General features: G+C 49.7%; 14 protein-coding genes. 6 read left to right on the top strand and 8 right to left on the bottom strand.

What is annotated here, in order from left to right; genetic code table 11:
• Nucleotides 1-136 precede the first annotated feature (136 nt).
• The 7 genes from rsmG to rpmH form a co-directional block, all read right to left on the bottom strand.
• Nucleotides 137-859, bottom strand: coding sequence for a 16S rRNA (guanine(527)-N(7))-methyltransferase RsmG (gene rsmG, locus MKX42_RS01030; RefSeq protein WP_340750514.1), 723 nt, complete (start codon nucleotides 857-859; stop codon nucleotides 137-139).
• Nucleotides 860-862: 3 nt separating this feature from the next.
• The gene (gene mnmG, locus MKX42_RS01025) at nucleotides 863-2749 is read right to left on the bottom strand and encodes a tRNA uridine-5-carboxymethylaminomethyl(34) synthesis enzyme MnmG (protein ID WP_340750512.1); all 1887 of its coding nucleotides are present in this window, start codon (nucleotides 2747-2749) and stop codon (nucleotides 863-865) included.
• A gap of 15 nt (nucleotides 2750-2764) precedes the next feature.
• Nucleotides 2765-4141 (bottom strand): tRNA uridine-5-carboxymethylaminomethyl(34) synthesis GTPase MnmE, encoded by a 1377-nt coding sequence (gene mnmE / locus MKX42_RS01020; RefSeq protein WP_340757589.1) that lies wholly within the window; start codon nucleotides 4139-4141, stop codon nucleotides 2765-2767.
• A gap of 80 nt (nucleotides 4142-4221) precedes the next feature.
• Nucleotides 4222-4956: an RNA-binding cell elongation regulator Jag/EloR gene (gene jag / locus MKX42_RS01015; RefSeq protein ID WP_036699874.1), complete on the bottom strand. Its 735-nt coding sequence runs from the start codon at nucleotides 4954-4956 to the stop codon at nucleotides 4222-4224.
• Nucleotides 4953-5891, bottom strand: coding sequence for a YidC/Oxa1 family membrane protein insertase (locus MKX42_RS01010; protein ID WP_340750510.1), 939 nt, complete (start codon nucleotides 5889-5891; stop codon nucleotides 4953-4955). The genes jag and MKX42_RS01010 overlap by 4 nt, the downstream gene beginning before the upstream one ends.
• 87 nt (nucleotides 5892-5978) lie before the next feature.
• Nucleotides 5979-6329, bottom strand: coding sequence for a ribonuclease P protein component (gene rnpA, locus MKX42_RS01005; protein WP_036699878.1), 351 nt, complete (start codon nucleotides 6327-6329; stop codon nucleotides 5979-5981).
• 382 nt (nucleotides 6330-6711) lie between these two features.
• Entirely contained in the window at nucleotides 6712-6846 is a 135-nt protein-coding gene (gene rpmH, locus MKX42_RS01000) for a 50S ribosomal protein L34 (RefSeq protein ID WP_039295761.1), read from the bottom strand.
• A 750-nt stretch (nucleotides 6847-7596) separates the two neighbouring features.
• Here rpmH and dnaA point away from each other — a divergent pair.
• The 6 genes from dnaA (at nucleotide 7597) to gyrB (ending at nucleotide 13921) form a co-directional block, all read left to right on the top strand.
• Nucleotides 7597-8943 (top strand): chromosomal replication initiator protein DnaA, encoded by a 1347-nt coding sequence (gene dnaA, locus MKX42_RS00995; protein ID WP_340750508.1) that lies wholly within the window; start codon nucleotides 7597-7599, stop codon nucleotides 8941-8943.
• Nucleotides 8944-9139: 196 nt separating this feature from the next.
• Nucleotides 9140-10282 (top strand): DNA polymerase III subunit beta, encoded by a 1143-nt coding sequence (gene dnaN, locus MKX42_RS00990; protein ID WP_036728067.1) that lies wholly within the window; start codon nucleotides 9140-9142, stop codon nucleotides 10280-10282.
• A gap of 48 nt (nucleotides 10283-10330) precedes the next feature.
• Nucleotides 10331-10561 carry a S4 domain-containing protein YaaA gene (gene yaaA, locus MKX42_RS00985; RefSeq protein WP_036699885.1) on the top strand — a complete coding sequence of 77 codons (231 nt, stop codon included), beginning with the start codon at nucleotides 10331-10333 and terminating at the stop codon, nucleotides 10559-10561.
• Nucleotides 10562-10581: 20 nt separating this feature from the next.
• Nucleotides 10582-11700 (top strand): DNA replication/repair protein RecF, encoded by a 1119-nt coding sequence (gene recF / locus MKX42_RS00980; RefSeq protein ID WP_036728069.1) that lies wholly within the window; start codon nucleotides 10582-10584, stop codon nucleotides 11698-11700.
• 16 nt (nucleotides 11701-11716) lie between these two features.
• Nucleotides 11717-11965 (top strand): extracellular matrix regulator RemB, encoded by a 249-nt coding sequence (gene remB, locus MKX42_RS00975; protein ID WP_036728071.1) that lies wholly within the window; start codon nucleotides 11717-11719, stop codon nucleotides 11963-11965.
• Between the two features lie 45 nt (nucleotides 11966-12010).
• Nucleotides 12011-13921 carry a DNA topoisomerase (ATP-hydrolyzing) subunit B gene (gyrB, locus tag MKX42_RS00970; RefSeq protein WP_209879303.1) on the top strand — a complete coding sequence of 637 codons (1911 nt, stop codon included), beginning with the start codon at nucleotides 12011-12013 and terminating at the stop codon, nucleotides 13919-13921.
• A 98-nt stretch (nucleotides 13922-14019) separates the two neighbouring features.
• Here the strand turns inward: gyrB and MKX42_RS00965 are convergent, their stop codons facing one another.
• Nucleotides 14020-14907 (bottom strand): YheC/YheD family protein, encoded by an 888-nt coding sequence (locus MKX42_RS00965; protein ID WP_340750506.1) that lies wholly within the window; start codon nucleotides 14905-14907, stop codon nucleotides 14020-14022.
• Nucleotides 14908-14999: the final 92 nt, after the last annotated feature.

The following is a 14999-nucleotide window of genomic DNA, read 5'->3' as shown; positions in this document are numbered from 1 at the left end:
TCGAAGATAGCTCAGGTACTTTGCGGGGGCCCCAAAACATATAAATTCTTATCTATAAAAAAAGACCAAGCTCACATTCTCATGAGCTTGATCTAGTATAACTGAAGACTGTCAAATGTTGTTTCACGTGAAACAATTAGATGAGCGGCGATTTCGCAGGTACGCCCGGCTTGCGAGGATACTTGGAGGGGGTGGCCCCAGTCTTACGTGCAAGAATGATATGACGGGAAGATTCTTCCACTGGCAGACTGAAGGATTCTACCTTATACAGTTCAGCACGCAGTTCCTTGAAGCTGCGCTTGGCTTCTTGCAATTCCTCCGTCGGATCACTCCCCTTCATGGCAGCGAAGATGCCGTCCTTGCGGGTGAAGGGCAGACAGAATTCATTCAGAAGCGATAAACGGGCCACCGCACGGGCAGTGACTACATCATAAGCATCCCGGTGAACAAACTGTCTGGCGACATCCTCTGCCCGGCCGTGAATGAGCTTTACATCCTTCAACCCCAGAGTATCACAGACATGCTGCAGGAAAGTGATCCGTTTGCTAAGTGAATCCACAATCGTCAGCTTGAGATCAGGGAAGCATATTTTCAGCGGAATGCCAGGGAACCCTGCCCCCGAGCCAATATCAGCAAGACTCTTCGTCTCCTGCATATTTAAGTAGAAGGCTAAAGATAAAGAATCATAGAAGTGCTTGGTATATACCTGGCTCCGCTCTGTGATCCCGGTTAGATTCATCTTCTCATTCCAGGAGACCAGTTCCTGATAATAGAGTTCAAATTGTTCAAGCTGCTTCATTGAGAGTTCCAGCCCATGCTCCTTGAGCAGGGAGGTGAACTCGGCTACCGTTGTATCCATAGATTATCCTTTCGCCGCTGTTACACGGTTGTAGTGCTCCAGATAGACCAGCAGGATTGAGATATCCGCCGGGGTAACGCCTCCGATACGCGAAGCCTGCCCAATGGAGATTGGAGCGATTTTGGTCAGCTTTTGCCGCGCCTCCATCGCCAGTCCATGAATCTCATTATAGTTAATATTGTCAGGGATCTTTTTCTGCTCCATCTTCTGCAGCTTTTCCACATGCAGGAGCTGTTTCTCAATATAGCCGGCATATTTAATCTGGATCTCAACCTGCTCCTTCATCTCTTCATCCAGCTCCTCTGGAGAAGGAGAGATGATATCCACGAAGCTGTAGGCGATCTCAGGGCGGCGCATTAAGGTCAGCAGGTTGCTTCCGTCAACAATTGGTGCAGATTCATAACTGGCTAGAGCTTCATTCACTTGAATCGGTTTAACCTTGGTCTCCTGCAGACGAATAATCTCACGGTCGACCCGGCCCTTCTTATCAAGGAAGGCTTCATAGCGCTGCTCTGTAATCAGCCCAATATCATAGCCTATTGGTGTGAGCCGGAGATCCGCATTATCATGACGGAGCAGCAGCCGGTATTCCGCACGGGAAGTCAGCAGGCGATAAGGCTCATTCGTTCCCTTAGTGACCAGATCATCGATCAGAACGCCAATATAACCCTGGGAACGGTCCAGCACCACTGGCTCTTTCTCCTGTACTTTACGTGCTGCATTAATTCCGGCAATTACACCTTGCCCTGCCGCTTCCTCATAGCCGGAGGTGCCGTTGATTTGTCCTGCAGTGAATAGTCCCGGCAGACGTTTGGTTTCCAGAGACGGCCAGAGCTGCGTCGGAACCATAGCATCATATTCAATGGCATAGCCGTTGCGCATCATCTCTACCTTCTCCATACCGGGAATAGACCGCAGGACCGCCAGCTGTACATCCTCAGGAAGGCTTGTCGACAGACCTTGTACATAGTATTCCGATGTATTTTTACCTTCCGGCTCCAGGAAGATCTGATGCTGTGATTTATCACTGAACCGGACAACCTTATCTTCAATGGAAGGGCAATAACGCGGACCCGTTCCTTCAATAATACCCGTAAACATCGGCGCCCGGTGCAGATTGTCATTAATGATCTGGTGAGTAACCGGGGAGGTGTAGGTCAGCCAGCAAGGCAACTGCTCATTATCCGAGGATTTGGTTTCAAAAGAGAAGAATTTCAGCTTCTCATCCCCCGGCTGGATTTCGGTCTTGGAGAAATCAATCGAATCCTTGTGGACACGCGGCGGCGTTCCAGTCTTGAAGCGGACCAAATCGAACCCCAGTTCGCGCAGATTCTCGGACAGGCGTACGGACGGCTGCTGATTATTGGGTCCGCTCTCATATGTCAGCTCACCCATGATCACTTTTCCGCGCAGGTAGGTTCCGGTTGTCAGAATAACGGTCTTGCTGTGATATACCGTCCCTGTCTTCGTCACCACTCCGGCGCAGCGTCCGTCTTGGGCGATCAGCTCCTCCACCATCCCCTGGCGCAGAGTCAGGTTAGGAGTCTTCTCCATCGTTTCTTTCATCGCGTGCTGATAAAGGAACTTGTCTGCTTGTGCACGCAAAGCGTGAACAGCAGGTCCCTTGCCCGTATTAAGCATTCGCAGCTGAATGAACGTCTTATCAATATTGCGGCCCATTTCCCCGCCCAGTGCATCAATTTCACGCACCACATGGCCCTTGGCGGGTCCGCCAATCGATGGATTACATGGCATGAAAGCCACCATATCCAGGTTAATTGTGATCATCAGTGTGCGGCAGCCCATCCGTGCAGCAGCCAGGGCTGCTTCGCAGCCGGCATGACCGGCACCGATGACGATAACATCATAGCTGCCTCCATCATAATTCATAACGGTTCCTCCTTCTTATTTACCCAGACAGAATTGCGAGAAGATTTGGTCCAGCAGCGAATCAGCCGCCGTATCTCCAATAATCTCCCCGAGCTGCTCCCAGGCCAGACGTACATCAATCTGTATCATATCTATAGGAATCAGCATCTCCGCTGCTTCATAAGCATCCTGTAGCGATTTGTATGCCTTCTTCAGCAAGGCTATATGCCTTACATTGCTTACATAGGTCAGATCGCCCGATTCCAGCTTGCCCCCGAAGAACAGTGCGGAGATCGCCTCTTCCAGTGTGTCGAGTCCTTCCTCTTCCAGCACGGACATCGGTACAATACTCGCTTCATCGAAAAAGGAGCGCAGCTTCCCCGTGTCCAGACGGGACGGTAAGTCCATTTTATTCATGATGACCAGCGCTTGTCTACCGTGGATTTGTTCCATCAGCGCCAGTTCATCCTCATGGAGCTCCTCATTAGCATTCAGCACCAGCAGAATCAGATCCGCTTCGCCGAAAGCCGCCTTCGAGCGCTCCACCCCGATTTTCTCCACCACATCCATTGTCTCACGGATACCGGCAGTATCCAGCAGCTTCAGGGGGATATTATTAATAGTTACATACTCTTCTATCACATCACGCGTTGTTCCCGGAATATCGGTAACAATCGCCTTGTTGTCACGGGCAAGCGCGTTCAGCAGTGAGGACTTCCCAACATTGGGCCTGCCCACAATAGCTGTGGTAATCCCTTCGCGCAGAATCTTTCCTTCATTGGCGGTTCGAAGCAGCTTATCTATGCCTTGCATAACCTCTTGACTCTTATCCTTGATGAAATCGGCAGTTAAGGATTCCACATCATGCTCAGGGTAATCAATATTTACTTCAATATGGGCCAGTGTCTCAATAAGGGTGTGCCGAAGCTCATGAATACGTGCGGATAACGAGCCGCTAACCTGCTTGAGCGCAACCGAGAAAGCACGGTCCGACTTGGACCGAATCAGATCAATCACGGCCTCGGCCTGCGACAGATCAATCCGTCCGCCCAAAAAGGCACGCTTTGTGAACTCTCCCGGCTCTGCTAGCCGGATGTCCTGCTGCAGCAGGACATCCATTACTCTTCTTACAGAGATTACACCGCCATGGGCGCTAATCTCCACCACATCCTCCGTGGTAAAAGAGCGCGGTCCCTTCATGACGGTTACCAGTACCTCTTCCAGCTGTTCCCCGTCCTGCGGACTCACGATATGTCCATAATGCACGGTATGAGAATCAGCTTCCGTAAGGGGGATACGGCTTTTGAACAAGGGGGCTACTTGGGGAATTGCCTGCGGTCCGCTAACCCGGATGATGGCAATACCGCCTTCGCCCAAGGCTGTCGATACAGCGGCAATAGTGTCGCTAAGCATGTTGTAATTCACCTCTGGGTATGGTATCAAAAAAACAATGACTCCTCGCATAGGTCAAGGAGTCATTGCGGCATATGGTTCTACTTCAAAGTTATAACGACGCGGCGGTTCGGCTCTTCACCCTTGCTGAGGGTGTTCACCTGCTTGTGATCCTGTAATCTGGAATGGATGATCTTGCGTTCCTGCGGGGACATGGGTTCAAGGACCACCTCTTTGCGGGTCCTCACCACACGCCCGGCCAGACGGTCAGCCAGCTCCTCCAGTGTCTTCTTGCGGCGCTCCCGGAAGTTCTCCGCATCCAGCACGAGCCGGATGAAGCTGTCAGAATACCGGTTGGCAACAATATTAGCCAAATACTGCAAAGCATCGAGAGTTTGTCCTCTTCTGCCAATCAGCAGCCCAAGCTCCGGACCGGAAATTTGCAGAACAGTTGATTCCTTGGCATGAACGATTTCAACTTCCACCTCAAGCCCCATGCTCTTGGCGACATCTACAATGAAATGAACGGCCTGACCGTATGCTTCTTCTACCGGGTGTCCGGAATCCTGGCGCGGTACACCGCTGATCGCCTCTGTATTGCTCTCTCTTGTTGTCTGCTGAGACAGTAGCGGAGCACTCGCCGCTGATGCCGGTGCGGCTTCCGGGATCAAGGTCAATTCCACCTTGGCACCCTTCGCACCGATCAATCCAAGGAATCCTTTTGACGGCTGTTCAAGTACGTTGACCGTTACCCGGTCCTTGTGAACTCCAAGCTGATTAAGTCCCCGTTCTACAGCTTCTTCAATGGTTTTCCCTGTCGCGACGACTTTGCTCATTTTGACTTTTTGACCCCCTTCTTCCCATTGCTTCCGTTTCCTTTAGCAGTAGGAGTTACATCTTTGCGGGCGTTAGAGTTGCTGTTCTTGCTCTTCGTCAAGTTGACATCCTTAGTCTTGCTGTTGCCTGCACCAGCCGTAGCGCTGGCAGCGGCAAGTGCAGCTTTGTGCTTATCATTGTTGCGGTACAGGAAGTAGTTCTGAACAATGGTGTAAATATTGCTGTATACCCAGTACAGAGGCAGAGCAGCCGGGAAGTTGTAGGACATGATGAAGATCAGAACCGGATATACCATCATCATGAACTGCATTGGACCCTGCTGTTGGACCGGGTTCATCTTGGTCATCATGCGGGTCTGAATGAAGGTAGTTGCGGCAGCAAGAACCGGCAGGATGAACAGGTGATCGGGTTTGCCGAGCTGCAGCCACAGGAAGTCATGTAATCTAAGATCCGGATTGTAGTAGATCGAGTTGTATAGGGCGATGAAGATTGGCATTTGCACAATCAGCGGCAGACAGCCCGCCATCGGATTGACCTTATTCTCCTGGAACAGGCGCATCGTTTCCTGCTGTACCTTTTCAGGCTCATCTTTATATTTTTTCTTAATCTTCTCAAGTTCCGGTTGAATTGCCTGCATGGCACGTGAGCTCTTCACCTGCTTAATCGTAAGCGGAAGAATCAGTGTGCGAACAATGATAACCATTACAAGAACGGCTAGGCCATACTGGCCGTTGAACCATTTCGCGAAAGTATCCAGGGCAATGGCGAAATAATACACAACATTACTCTGCCAGAAGCCTCCATTTTTCAAATCCTCCGTAGTGTGCGTCACTGTTGTCGCAGACGGAGAGCATCCCGACAGAACAGCGATCATTAGAACCATTAACCCGAGGAGAAGAAACATTTTTCCTCGCTTAGTCTTCATTAGAGACACTTCAAAACCCCTCTCATAAACATTCCTTTGCACCGTAAATCATAACATAATTATGGATACAAATAAACAAGCCCTCTTCAGGCTCTTTTACTTGCGTAAAGCCTTGAGCAGCTTGGCTTTGCGCAGCACATGCAGCACGCTTTTCTCCAGCTCGGCGTAATCCTTGGAGAGCGCTCCTTTTCTGACAATGAAAACGATATCCAGATTGCCGGCAATTTCCGCCTCGTGGTGACGGACAATCTCCTTGACCAGTCTTCTCATCCGGTTGCGGACAACGGCATTACCGACCTTCTTGCTGACGGATATGCCCACCCGGAATCGTTCCACTTCTCTTCTGGGGAACCAATACACCACATACTGATGATTCGCAAATGACTTCCCATGGCGGTATACGCGGCTGAAGTCGGCACGGTTTCGTAATCGTAAACTTTTGTGCACGGAAATCTCCTATTCAAATACCGGAATTGCTCCAGGCTCCGGAATTTCATCTTCTAATTAGTATTGTCATTCAAGGGAGACCATAAACAGTTACCGCGGCGGCCCTGGAGATCCCCTGCCGACAAACATAGACAGCTTGTGGAAGCTACACTCAAATGATTTTGAATTCTTATATCTTTAAAAAAAGCCCCGCAGTAGCGTTAACATCCCCTGCAGAGCCTATCATTTATTGTTGCCGCAGCAGAAGTAATACCTGATTATCCGCTCGCTGAGCGTCATCCCATATTCTGCGCTATATATAGAAGAGAAATAAAAACAGCTGATGCATTCTGCAAATAAAGCGTAAAAAAGGACCACAGCAGTGGTCCCAAAGTGGCCTATCTTACGCACTCAAAACTTTTCTGCCTTTCAAGCGGCGGGCTGCCAGCACTTTGCGGCCGTTTTTCGTGCTCATTCTTTTGCGGAAACCATGCACCTTTTTGCGTTTGCTCACATTTGGTCTGAACGTCGGTCTCATGTATTGCACCTCCCTTACAGGAACATAATTACTGTCATATAAGCAGAAACGGACTAAGCCGTCCTTAAAGTAGGGACAGTATCTACAAGTATTATCAATTTAATTTGGAGACATATCCTCACAGAAAACACCTTTATATATTTAAACACATAAATGCGCCAAAAGTCAACCTTGTCCCTTTCTCCCTCTTTTTAAGGGAAGCCCTCGTTTCCTTGAATCAGGCCGGAAGCCGGAATCTTATCCCCAGCGTTCCCCGCCTCTTCTCTGATTCTAACTCTAACCGCTTATCCACAAAGGAACACATTCAAAATAATAATCCACAGGCTTGTCCAGTTATCCACCTGTGATTAATTCCGGGCGTATTTTGCTCACAGGTGAGCACAACCTGTGTATAAAAAAATTGGCGCAGTCGCGGAAACTGTCGAACGGTAAACAAATTATCAACAATATGTAGTGGTGTGCCTAAAAATTATACACAAGTGATTGAATTTGTGGATAAAATAGCTTCGCTCATTGAAAAACAAGGGGCGTTTTGCTATGATGGTATTACTTTTGAATGTGAATAGATTTGTTTGTTCAATAAATTATCAACAAGCTGTGGATAAAGTTGTGAACAATTCAAATTTATCCATATTTTTTTGTCTCTTGAAGTTGCATACTGGGGATAAGATTCAGCACCAACCCATTTTCTTCGACATTTCCACTTCATGGCTGATGCCACATTTGGAAGATTTAAAGGAGTGACAGTCTGTGGACAGCCATACTTCCGAATTATGGCAGCAAATATTATCGATTATTCAAAGCAAACTAAGCAAGCCGAGCTTTGATACCTGGTTCAAGGCCACCAAGGCCATGACGTTCAATTCCCAGGCTCTTATCATCTCGGCGCCTACAACTTTTGCCGTTGAATGGCTGGAAAGTCGCTATACCAAACTGGTAGGAGCAACGGTATATGAAGTTACCGGACAGCAGGTGGAAGTCAAATTTGTCATTGAGGAGAACAAGCCCTCTGAGCCTATGGTTCAGCAAAGTGCGCCTACTCCCGTTGTTTCGCGCGAAGAGGCTCAGACACATTTGCTCAATCCCAAATACACCTTCGACACGTTCGTGATCGGTTCAGGCAACCGTTTTGCGCATGCAGCCTCTCTTGCTGTAGCCGAAGCGCCGGCCAAAGCTTATAACCCTCTGTTTCTGTATGGAGGCGTTGGTCTCGGAAAGACTCACCTGATGCATGCGATCGGCCATTATGTGCTGGAGCATAACCCCAACAACAAGGTGATTTACATCTCCTCTGAGAAGTTCACGAATGAATTCATCAACTCCATCCGTGATAACCGCGGCGAAAGCTTCCGCAACAAGTACCGCAATGTTGACATTTTGCTGATTGACGACATCCAATTCCTGGCCGGCAAGGAGTCAACGCAGGAGGAATTTTTCCATACGTTCAATGCTCTTCATGAAGAACGCAAGCAAATTATCATCTCCAGCGACCGCCCTCCCAAGGAAATTCCTACTCTGGAGGAACGGCTGCGTTCCCGGTTCGAATGGGGACTGATTACAGATATCCAGCCCCCTGATCTTGAGACGCGGATTGCCATTCTACGCAAGAAGGCAAAGGCGGAGAACCTGGATATCCCGAACGAAGCCATGATGTACATCGCCAACCAGATCGACACGAATATCCGGGAGCTTGAAGGCGCGCTGATCCGTGTAGTGGCTTATTCTTCCCTGACGAACCAGGATGTGACGACACATCTGGCAGCCGAAGCGCTGAAGGATATCATCCCTTCGAGCCGTCCGAAGATGATCACTATTAATGATATTCAGCAAAAAGTCGGTGAATACTACAATTTACGCATGGAGGACTTCAAAGCGCGGAAACGCACGAAGGCTGTGGCTTTTCCAAGGCAGATTGCCATGTATCTCTCCCGTGAGCTGACGGATTATTCGCTTCCTAAGATCGGCGAGGCCTTCGGAGGACGCGACCATACGACCGTTATCCATGCCCATGAGAAGATTACGCAGCAATTAAAGGTAGACCAGGAGCTCTATAAAGTGGTAAATAATCTTGCGGAGAAAATTAAAAATCCTTCCTAAGAGGAACAAAGAGCCTATACACAATCTATACACATGTGGGTAGGCTTAATTTTATGCTGTTTAGCGACTTATCCACATAAACGGAGCCCCTACTACTAATACTATTAAATAACTATAATAATTCATCTTCTAAGAGCAGGTTTCAAAGAGCATTTACGTACACACATTTCCCAATTTTTCAGCTAGGAGTGAAATCATGAAAATCAGCATTCTCAAAAATGAACTTAACGAATCTATCGGCCATGTCTCCAAGGCAATCTCCAGCAGAACAACTATCCCTATTCTGACCGGTATTAAGTTTGAGGTTAGCCATCAGGGCGTTACGCTGACTGCAAGCGATACGGATATTTCCATTCAGTCCTTTATCCCCGCCGAGAATGACAGCCAGACGATCGTCAAGGTAGAGCAGCCGGGTAGCGTGGTGCTTCCCGCCAAATTTTTCGTTGAGATTATCAAGAAGCTTCCCTCCAAAGAAATTCACATGGAAGTCAAGGAAGGCTTCCAGACCTACATCTCCTCCGGCTCTACGGAGATTCAGATTGTGGGCCTCGATCCTGAAGAATTCCCTGTTCTGCCAAGCATTGAAGAGAATGAAACCATCTCCATGCCCGGTGATTTGCTGAAGAATATGATTAAGCAGACCGCTTTCTCCATCTCCACCCAAGAGACCACACCAATCCTGACAGGCATTCTGTGGAATCTGGCCGACAATGAATTCAAGTTCACGGCTACCGACCGCCACCGGCTTGCAACCAGAGCTGCACACCTGGAAGGTACAGAGAATATCCAGTTCGCGAATATTGTCATTGCCGGCAAAACGCTGAACGAGCTGAGCAAAATTATCCCTGATCAGAATATGCTGGTGGATATTGTCGTCGCCGATAACCAGGTGCTGTTCAAAATCGACAAAGTGTTATTCTATTCGCGGATTCTGGATGGCATTTATCCGGATACTTCTAGAATTATTCCAACCACCTACAAAACAGAACTAACCTTGGACACAAAAAAATTAAGCGAATCGATTGACCGCGCTTATTTGCTGTCCCGTGAAGAAAAAACAAACATCGTCCGGATGCAGACCCTGGAAAACGGCGATGTGGAGATCTCCTCCAGCTCCTCCGAGCTAGGGAAGGTCCGTGAAGAGCTGGAAGTCATCGATTTCAAAGGCGAGCCGCTGCGCATCTCGTTCAACTCCAAATATATGCTCGATGTACTGAAGGTGGTGGAGAGTGAGCAGCTCGTGATCGCCTTCACCGGTATGATGAGCCCGATTATTCTCAGACCGCTCGACGAGAGCCGCAGCCTGTATGTGATTTTGCCATACCGGACAACTAATTAACGCCCTGTTCATCAACATGTGGATAAGTGGCTGAAAGGATAAAAAATCATGAAAAAAATAGTTATCCACAGTGGATATATTAAGCTCGACCAATTCCTGAAGCTCTCCGATTGTGTATCCACAGGGGGGATGGCTAAGGCACTGCTGCAGGAAGGGCATGTGCAGGTGAACGGTGAGGTAGAAGAACGGCGTGGCCGGAAGCTCTACCCGGGTGATACAATCGAGGTACAGGATAACGGCGTCTTTGAAGTTGAGGGCGGCGGAGTCAAGGAGGAGTAACCCTAAGGAGGAACAGGCTTTTGTTTGTCAAAAATATCGGACTGCAGGATTACCGCAACTATGGGCTGCTGCGTCTTGAGCATCTGGGCGATGTGAATCTCATTCTCGGACAGAACGCCCAGGGCAAAACCAATCTCATGGAGGCTTTGTTTGTCCTCGCGATGACCAAAAGCCACCGGACCTCCAAGGACAAGGAGCTGATCTCCTTCGATGCTCCGGCGGGCTCCGCGCAGATTGTTGCTGAAGTAGAGCGCAAATACGGGGATCTTAAGCTGGAGCTGACCCTGTCCCCGCAGGGCAAGAAGGCTAGAATTAACGGACTGGAGCAGCGGCGGCTCAGTGAATTCGTAGGCTCGCTGAACGTGGTGATGTTTGCCCCGGAGGATCTGGAGATTGTTAAAGGCACCCCGGGCATCCGGCGCCGGTTCCTTGACATGGAGATTGGCCAGGTTCAGCCGAGCTACCTGTTTCATCTGCAGCAGTATCAGAAAATCCTCCTCCAGCGGGGCAATCTGCTGAAGCAGTTATGGGGCAAGGAGGCTGGCGGCCGGGAGCTTCTGGACATCTGGGATGCCCAACTTGTAGAACATGGTGTTAAAATCGTCAAAAAAAGGAAACAATTCATAAAGAAGCTGCAGATATGGGCAGAAAGCATCCACCGGGGCATCACAAACGGCGGAGAAGAGCTCAAGCTGCTCTATGTCCCCTCCTTTGGTGAGCGTGAAGAGGAAGATGAAGCTGTCTTATTGGACAAATTTATGTTAAAGTTATCACAAACAAGAGATCAGGAAATCAGACGCGGCATGACGCTGACGGGTCCCCATCGGGATGACCTGTCCTTTTTTATCAACGGAAGAGAAGCTCAGGTCTACGGTTCCCAAGGGCAGCAACGTACGGCAGCTTTATCGCTCAAGCTGGCGGAAATTGAACTGATCCATGAGGAGATCGGAGAATATCCTGTGCTGCTTCTTGATGATGTTTTGTCCGAACTTGATCCCTATCGTCAGACCCAGCTTATCGAAACCTTTCAGAGCAAGGTGCAGACCTTCATCACTGCCACCGGTGTTGAGGGACTGAACGCTGATAAACTAAAGGGTGCAATCCTGTATCATGTTCATGGCGGCAAAGTGGGGTTATAAAGAGCGGAGGAAGACCATGTATATTCATTTGGGCGGAGAAAAAATTATTCGATCCTCAGAGCTGATTGCTATATTTGATATATCGATTGAGAAGTCCTCCAAGGTATCGAAGCAGTTTATGACTCATTCCCAGCAGGATAAGAAGCTGGAACGCATTGGTGAAGAGGAAGCGAAGTCTATTGTCGTGACCAGGAATACTGTCTACTACTCCCCGATCTCCTCCTCCACTCTCAAAAAAAGAGCCAAGATCTTGTTAGAAATATAGGTTTCGTAAGTTACAAGAGATAATCTGAAAGAAGTAGGTGAAGGCATGTCAATGAATCAACCGACATATGATGAGAGCCAGATTCAGGTACTGGAAGGGCTGGAAGCAGTTCGGAAACGTCCCGGCATGTACATTGGCTCCACCAGCTCCAAAGGTCTGCATCATTTGGTCTGGGAAGTTGTCGATAATAGTATCGATGAGGCGCTGGCAGGTTTTTGCGACCGGATTCAAGTCATAATTACTGAGAATAACAGTGTGACTGTTATTGACAACGGGCGGGGAATTCCTGTCGGTGAGAACGTCAAGCTGAAGAAGTCCACGCTTGAAGTGGTCATGACTGTCCTGCATGCAGGCGGTAAGTTCGGCGGCGGGGGCTACAAGGTGTCCGGCGGTCTTCACGGCGTGGGGATCTCTGTGGTTAACGCTTTGTCCGAGAAGGTAGTAGTGACCGTCAAGCGTGACGGGCATGTCTACCAGCAGGAGTACAACCGCGGCGTGCCGCAATATGACATCAGAGTGATCGGGGATACAGAGGAGACGGGGACCACCACCACCTTCCACCCGGACCCGGATATTTTTACCGAAACCACTACTTTTGAATACTCCACGCTCCTTACCCGTATCCGAGAGCTGGCCTTCCTGAACAAGGGCATTGAGCTGTCACTGCTGGATGAACGGACCGGAGTCAACAATACGTTCAAGTATGAAGGCGGTATTGTGGAGTATGTGAAATACCTTAACGAGAAAAAAGAAGCTCTTCATGAGGATCCGATCTACGTGGAAGGCTCACGGGATATGATCGCGGTTGAAGTAGCTCTCCAATATAACGATTCATATACAGAGAATATCTATTCATTCGCCAACAATATCAATACCCACGAGGGCGGAACGCATGAATCCGGCTTCAAGAGCGCTTTGACGCGGATCATTAATGATTACGCACGCAAGGCCGGTGTGATCAAGGATAGCAGCCAGAATCTGACCGGTGATGATGTCCGCGAAGGTCTGACGGCGATTATTTCCGTCAAAATCCCTGAGCCGCAGTTCGAAGGCCAAACCAAGACCAAGCTCGGCAACAGTGAAGTCCGCGGGATTGTAGAATCGCTGTTCGGCGAGAAGCTGCAGGAGTTCCTGGAAGAGAATCCTGCCGTCTCACGCAAGGTGCTGGAGAAGTCATTGCAGGCTTCCCGTGCCCGTGAAGCGGCCAAAAAGGCCCGTGAGCTGACCCGCCGCAAAAGTGCGCTTGAAGTCAGCGCCCTGCCGGGTAAGCTGGCGGACTGCTCCTCCAAGGATGCGTCGATCAGTGAGCTGTACATCGTCGAAGGTGACTCGGCGGGTGGATCAGCCAAGCAAGGCCGGGACCGTCATTTTCAGGCGATCCTGCCGCTGCGCGGTAAGATTCTGAACGTCGAGAAGGCCCGGCTGGACCGGATCTTGTCCAATGCGGAAATCCGGGCGATTATCACCGCACTCGGAACCGGGATTAGCGATGATTTCGACCTCTCGAAGGCGCGTTATCACAAGGTTGTTATTATGACGGATGCGGACGTCGACGGCGCACATATCCGAACACTGCTGCTGACCTTCTTCTACCGCTACATGCGGAAGATTGTTGACGCAGGGTATATCTATATCGCCCAGCCGCCGCTCTTCAAGATCGAGCGCAACAAAGTTGTGCGCTATGCACAGACCGAGAAGGAGCGCGATGAGATCATTGCTGCTTTCGGTGAGAACGTGAAGGTTAATGTTCAGCGCTACAAAGGTCTGGGTGAGATGAACGCCGCTCAGCTGTGGGACACGACGATGGACCCTGAGAGCCGCACCATGCTGCAGGTGACCATTGAGGACGCCATGCTGGCGGACAGCATCTTTGATACCCTGATGGGTGACAATGTCGAACCGCGCCGCGAATTTATTCAGGAGCATGCCCAATCGGTTAAGAACCTGGATATTTAAGCAGCACATAGCGAACCTCCGGATTATCCCTTGCGGATGAAGCCGGAGGTTTTTTAGTAATACAAAGGGTATATAGCCTGCCACTTGAATACATAGAGCTAGTTGTTCGATATTCGCTTGCGGCGGCTGTTTACGGACTTCCGGTTAGGCTTCAACCGTCCATAGGCCACAGCATAACGGTGGATTTTGCGGTAAATTGCTTTGTTCGGGAACAATTTGAAGACAATGATGGAGGGTAAGGTATTTACTTCAAGCAGCCACAGATCATGATGCCGGTCCATCGCTACATCAAGCCCCAGCTCCTTAAGGCCTGGATAAGCCGTTTCGAGCTGCGCGCCGATTCGGACGCCCAGAGATTTGAGCTGCCGGGTCGTCGCAGACATTTCGTCAGAGTTCATATGCTCCTTGAACAGGGTATCTACCGGAAAAACACTGCCGCCGCTGTGATAATTCGTGATTACCTTCTGCGGTGCGGCGACCCGGCCAAGCATGCCAGTAGTCTCCCAACTGCCCTGGGGATTCTTCTGGGTAAGCACCCGCAGGTCGAAGGGACGGTCCTGATGCTGCAGCAGATCAATGCCCTGCTGGACCAGATAGCTGCGGTCTTTAATCCGTGGTACCAGTGCGGCATGAAGCTCTTCGGGGCTATTAAAGACCTCGGCGTCCTTCGTATACCTGAGAACATACATCAGCTTCGGCTCTGCCGGCACTTCTGCTTCACTGTCCGCAGCTGCTGTCTCCGGTTCACGGCTCTCCGGCTGCTGCCCGCTGGGACTTAAGTGTACCATCCTCTGCTCGGCTCTCATTACCCCGCTGCCATAGGTGCCGCGGTCGGGCTTTATATATACCATGCCGTGCAGATGCAGCATTTCTTTCAGATCCTCCAGGCCGTATTTGCGCGTTTCCGGAATATAGACCGAGAGCTGACGGTTTTGCAGAATGACTTTCGTTTTTGCCCATTTGCTGGACACGCGTTGAATCTTCATGTTCTGCCTCCGTTTCTTTACGCATAGCGAATTTTCAGGACAAGCCAACAAAAAAATGTTATAATATAAGGATATGAGATTATGCTATTTGG

Source organism: Paenibacillus sp. FSL R7-0204, assembly GCF_038002225.1.
In the GTDB taxonomy this organism is placed as follows: Bacteria; Bacillota; Bacilli; order Paenibacillales; family Paenibacillaceae; genus Paenibacillus_AQ.
Note: the sequence above shows the minus strand (reverse complement) of the source record. Positions and strands in the feature narration are given on the sequence as shown.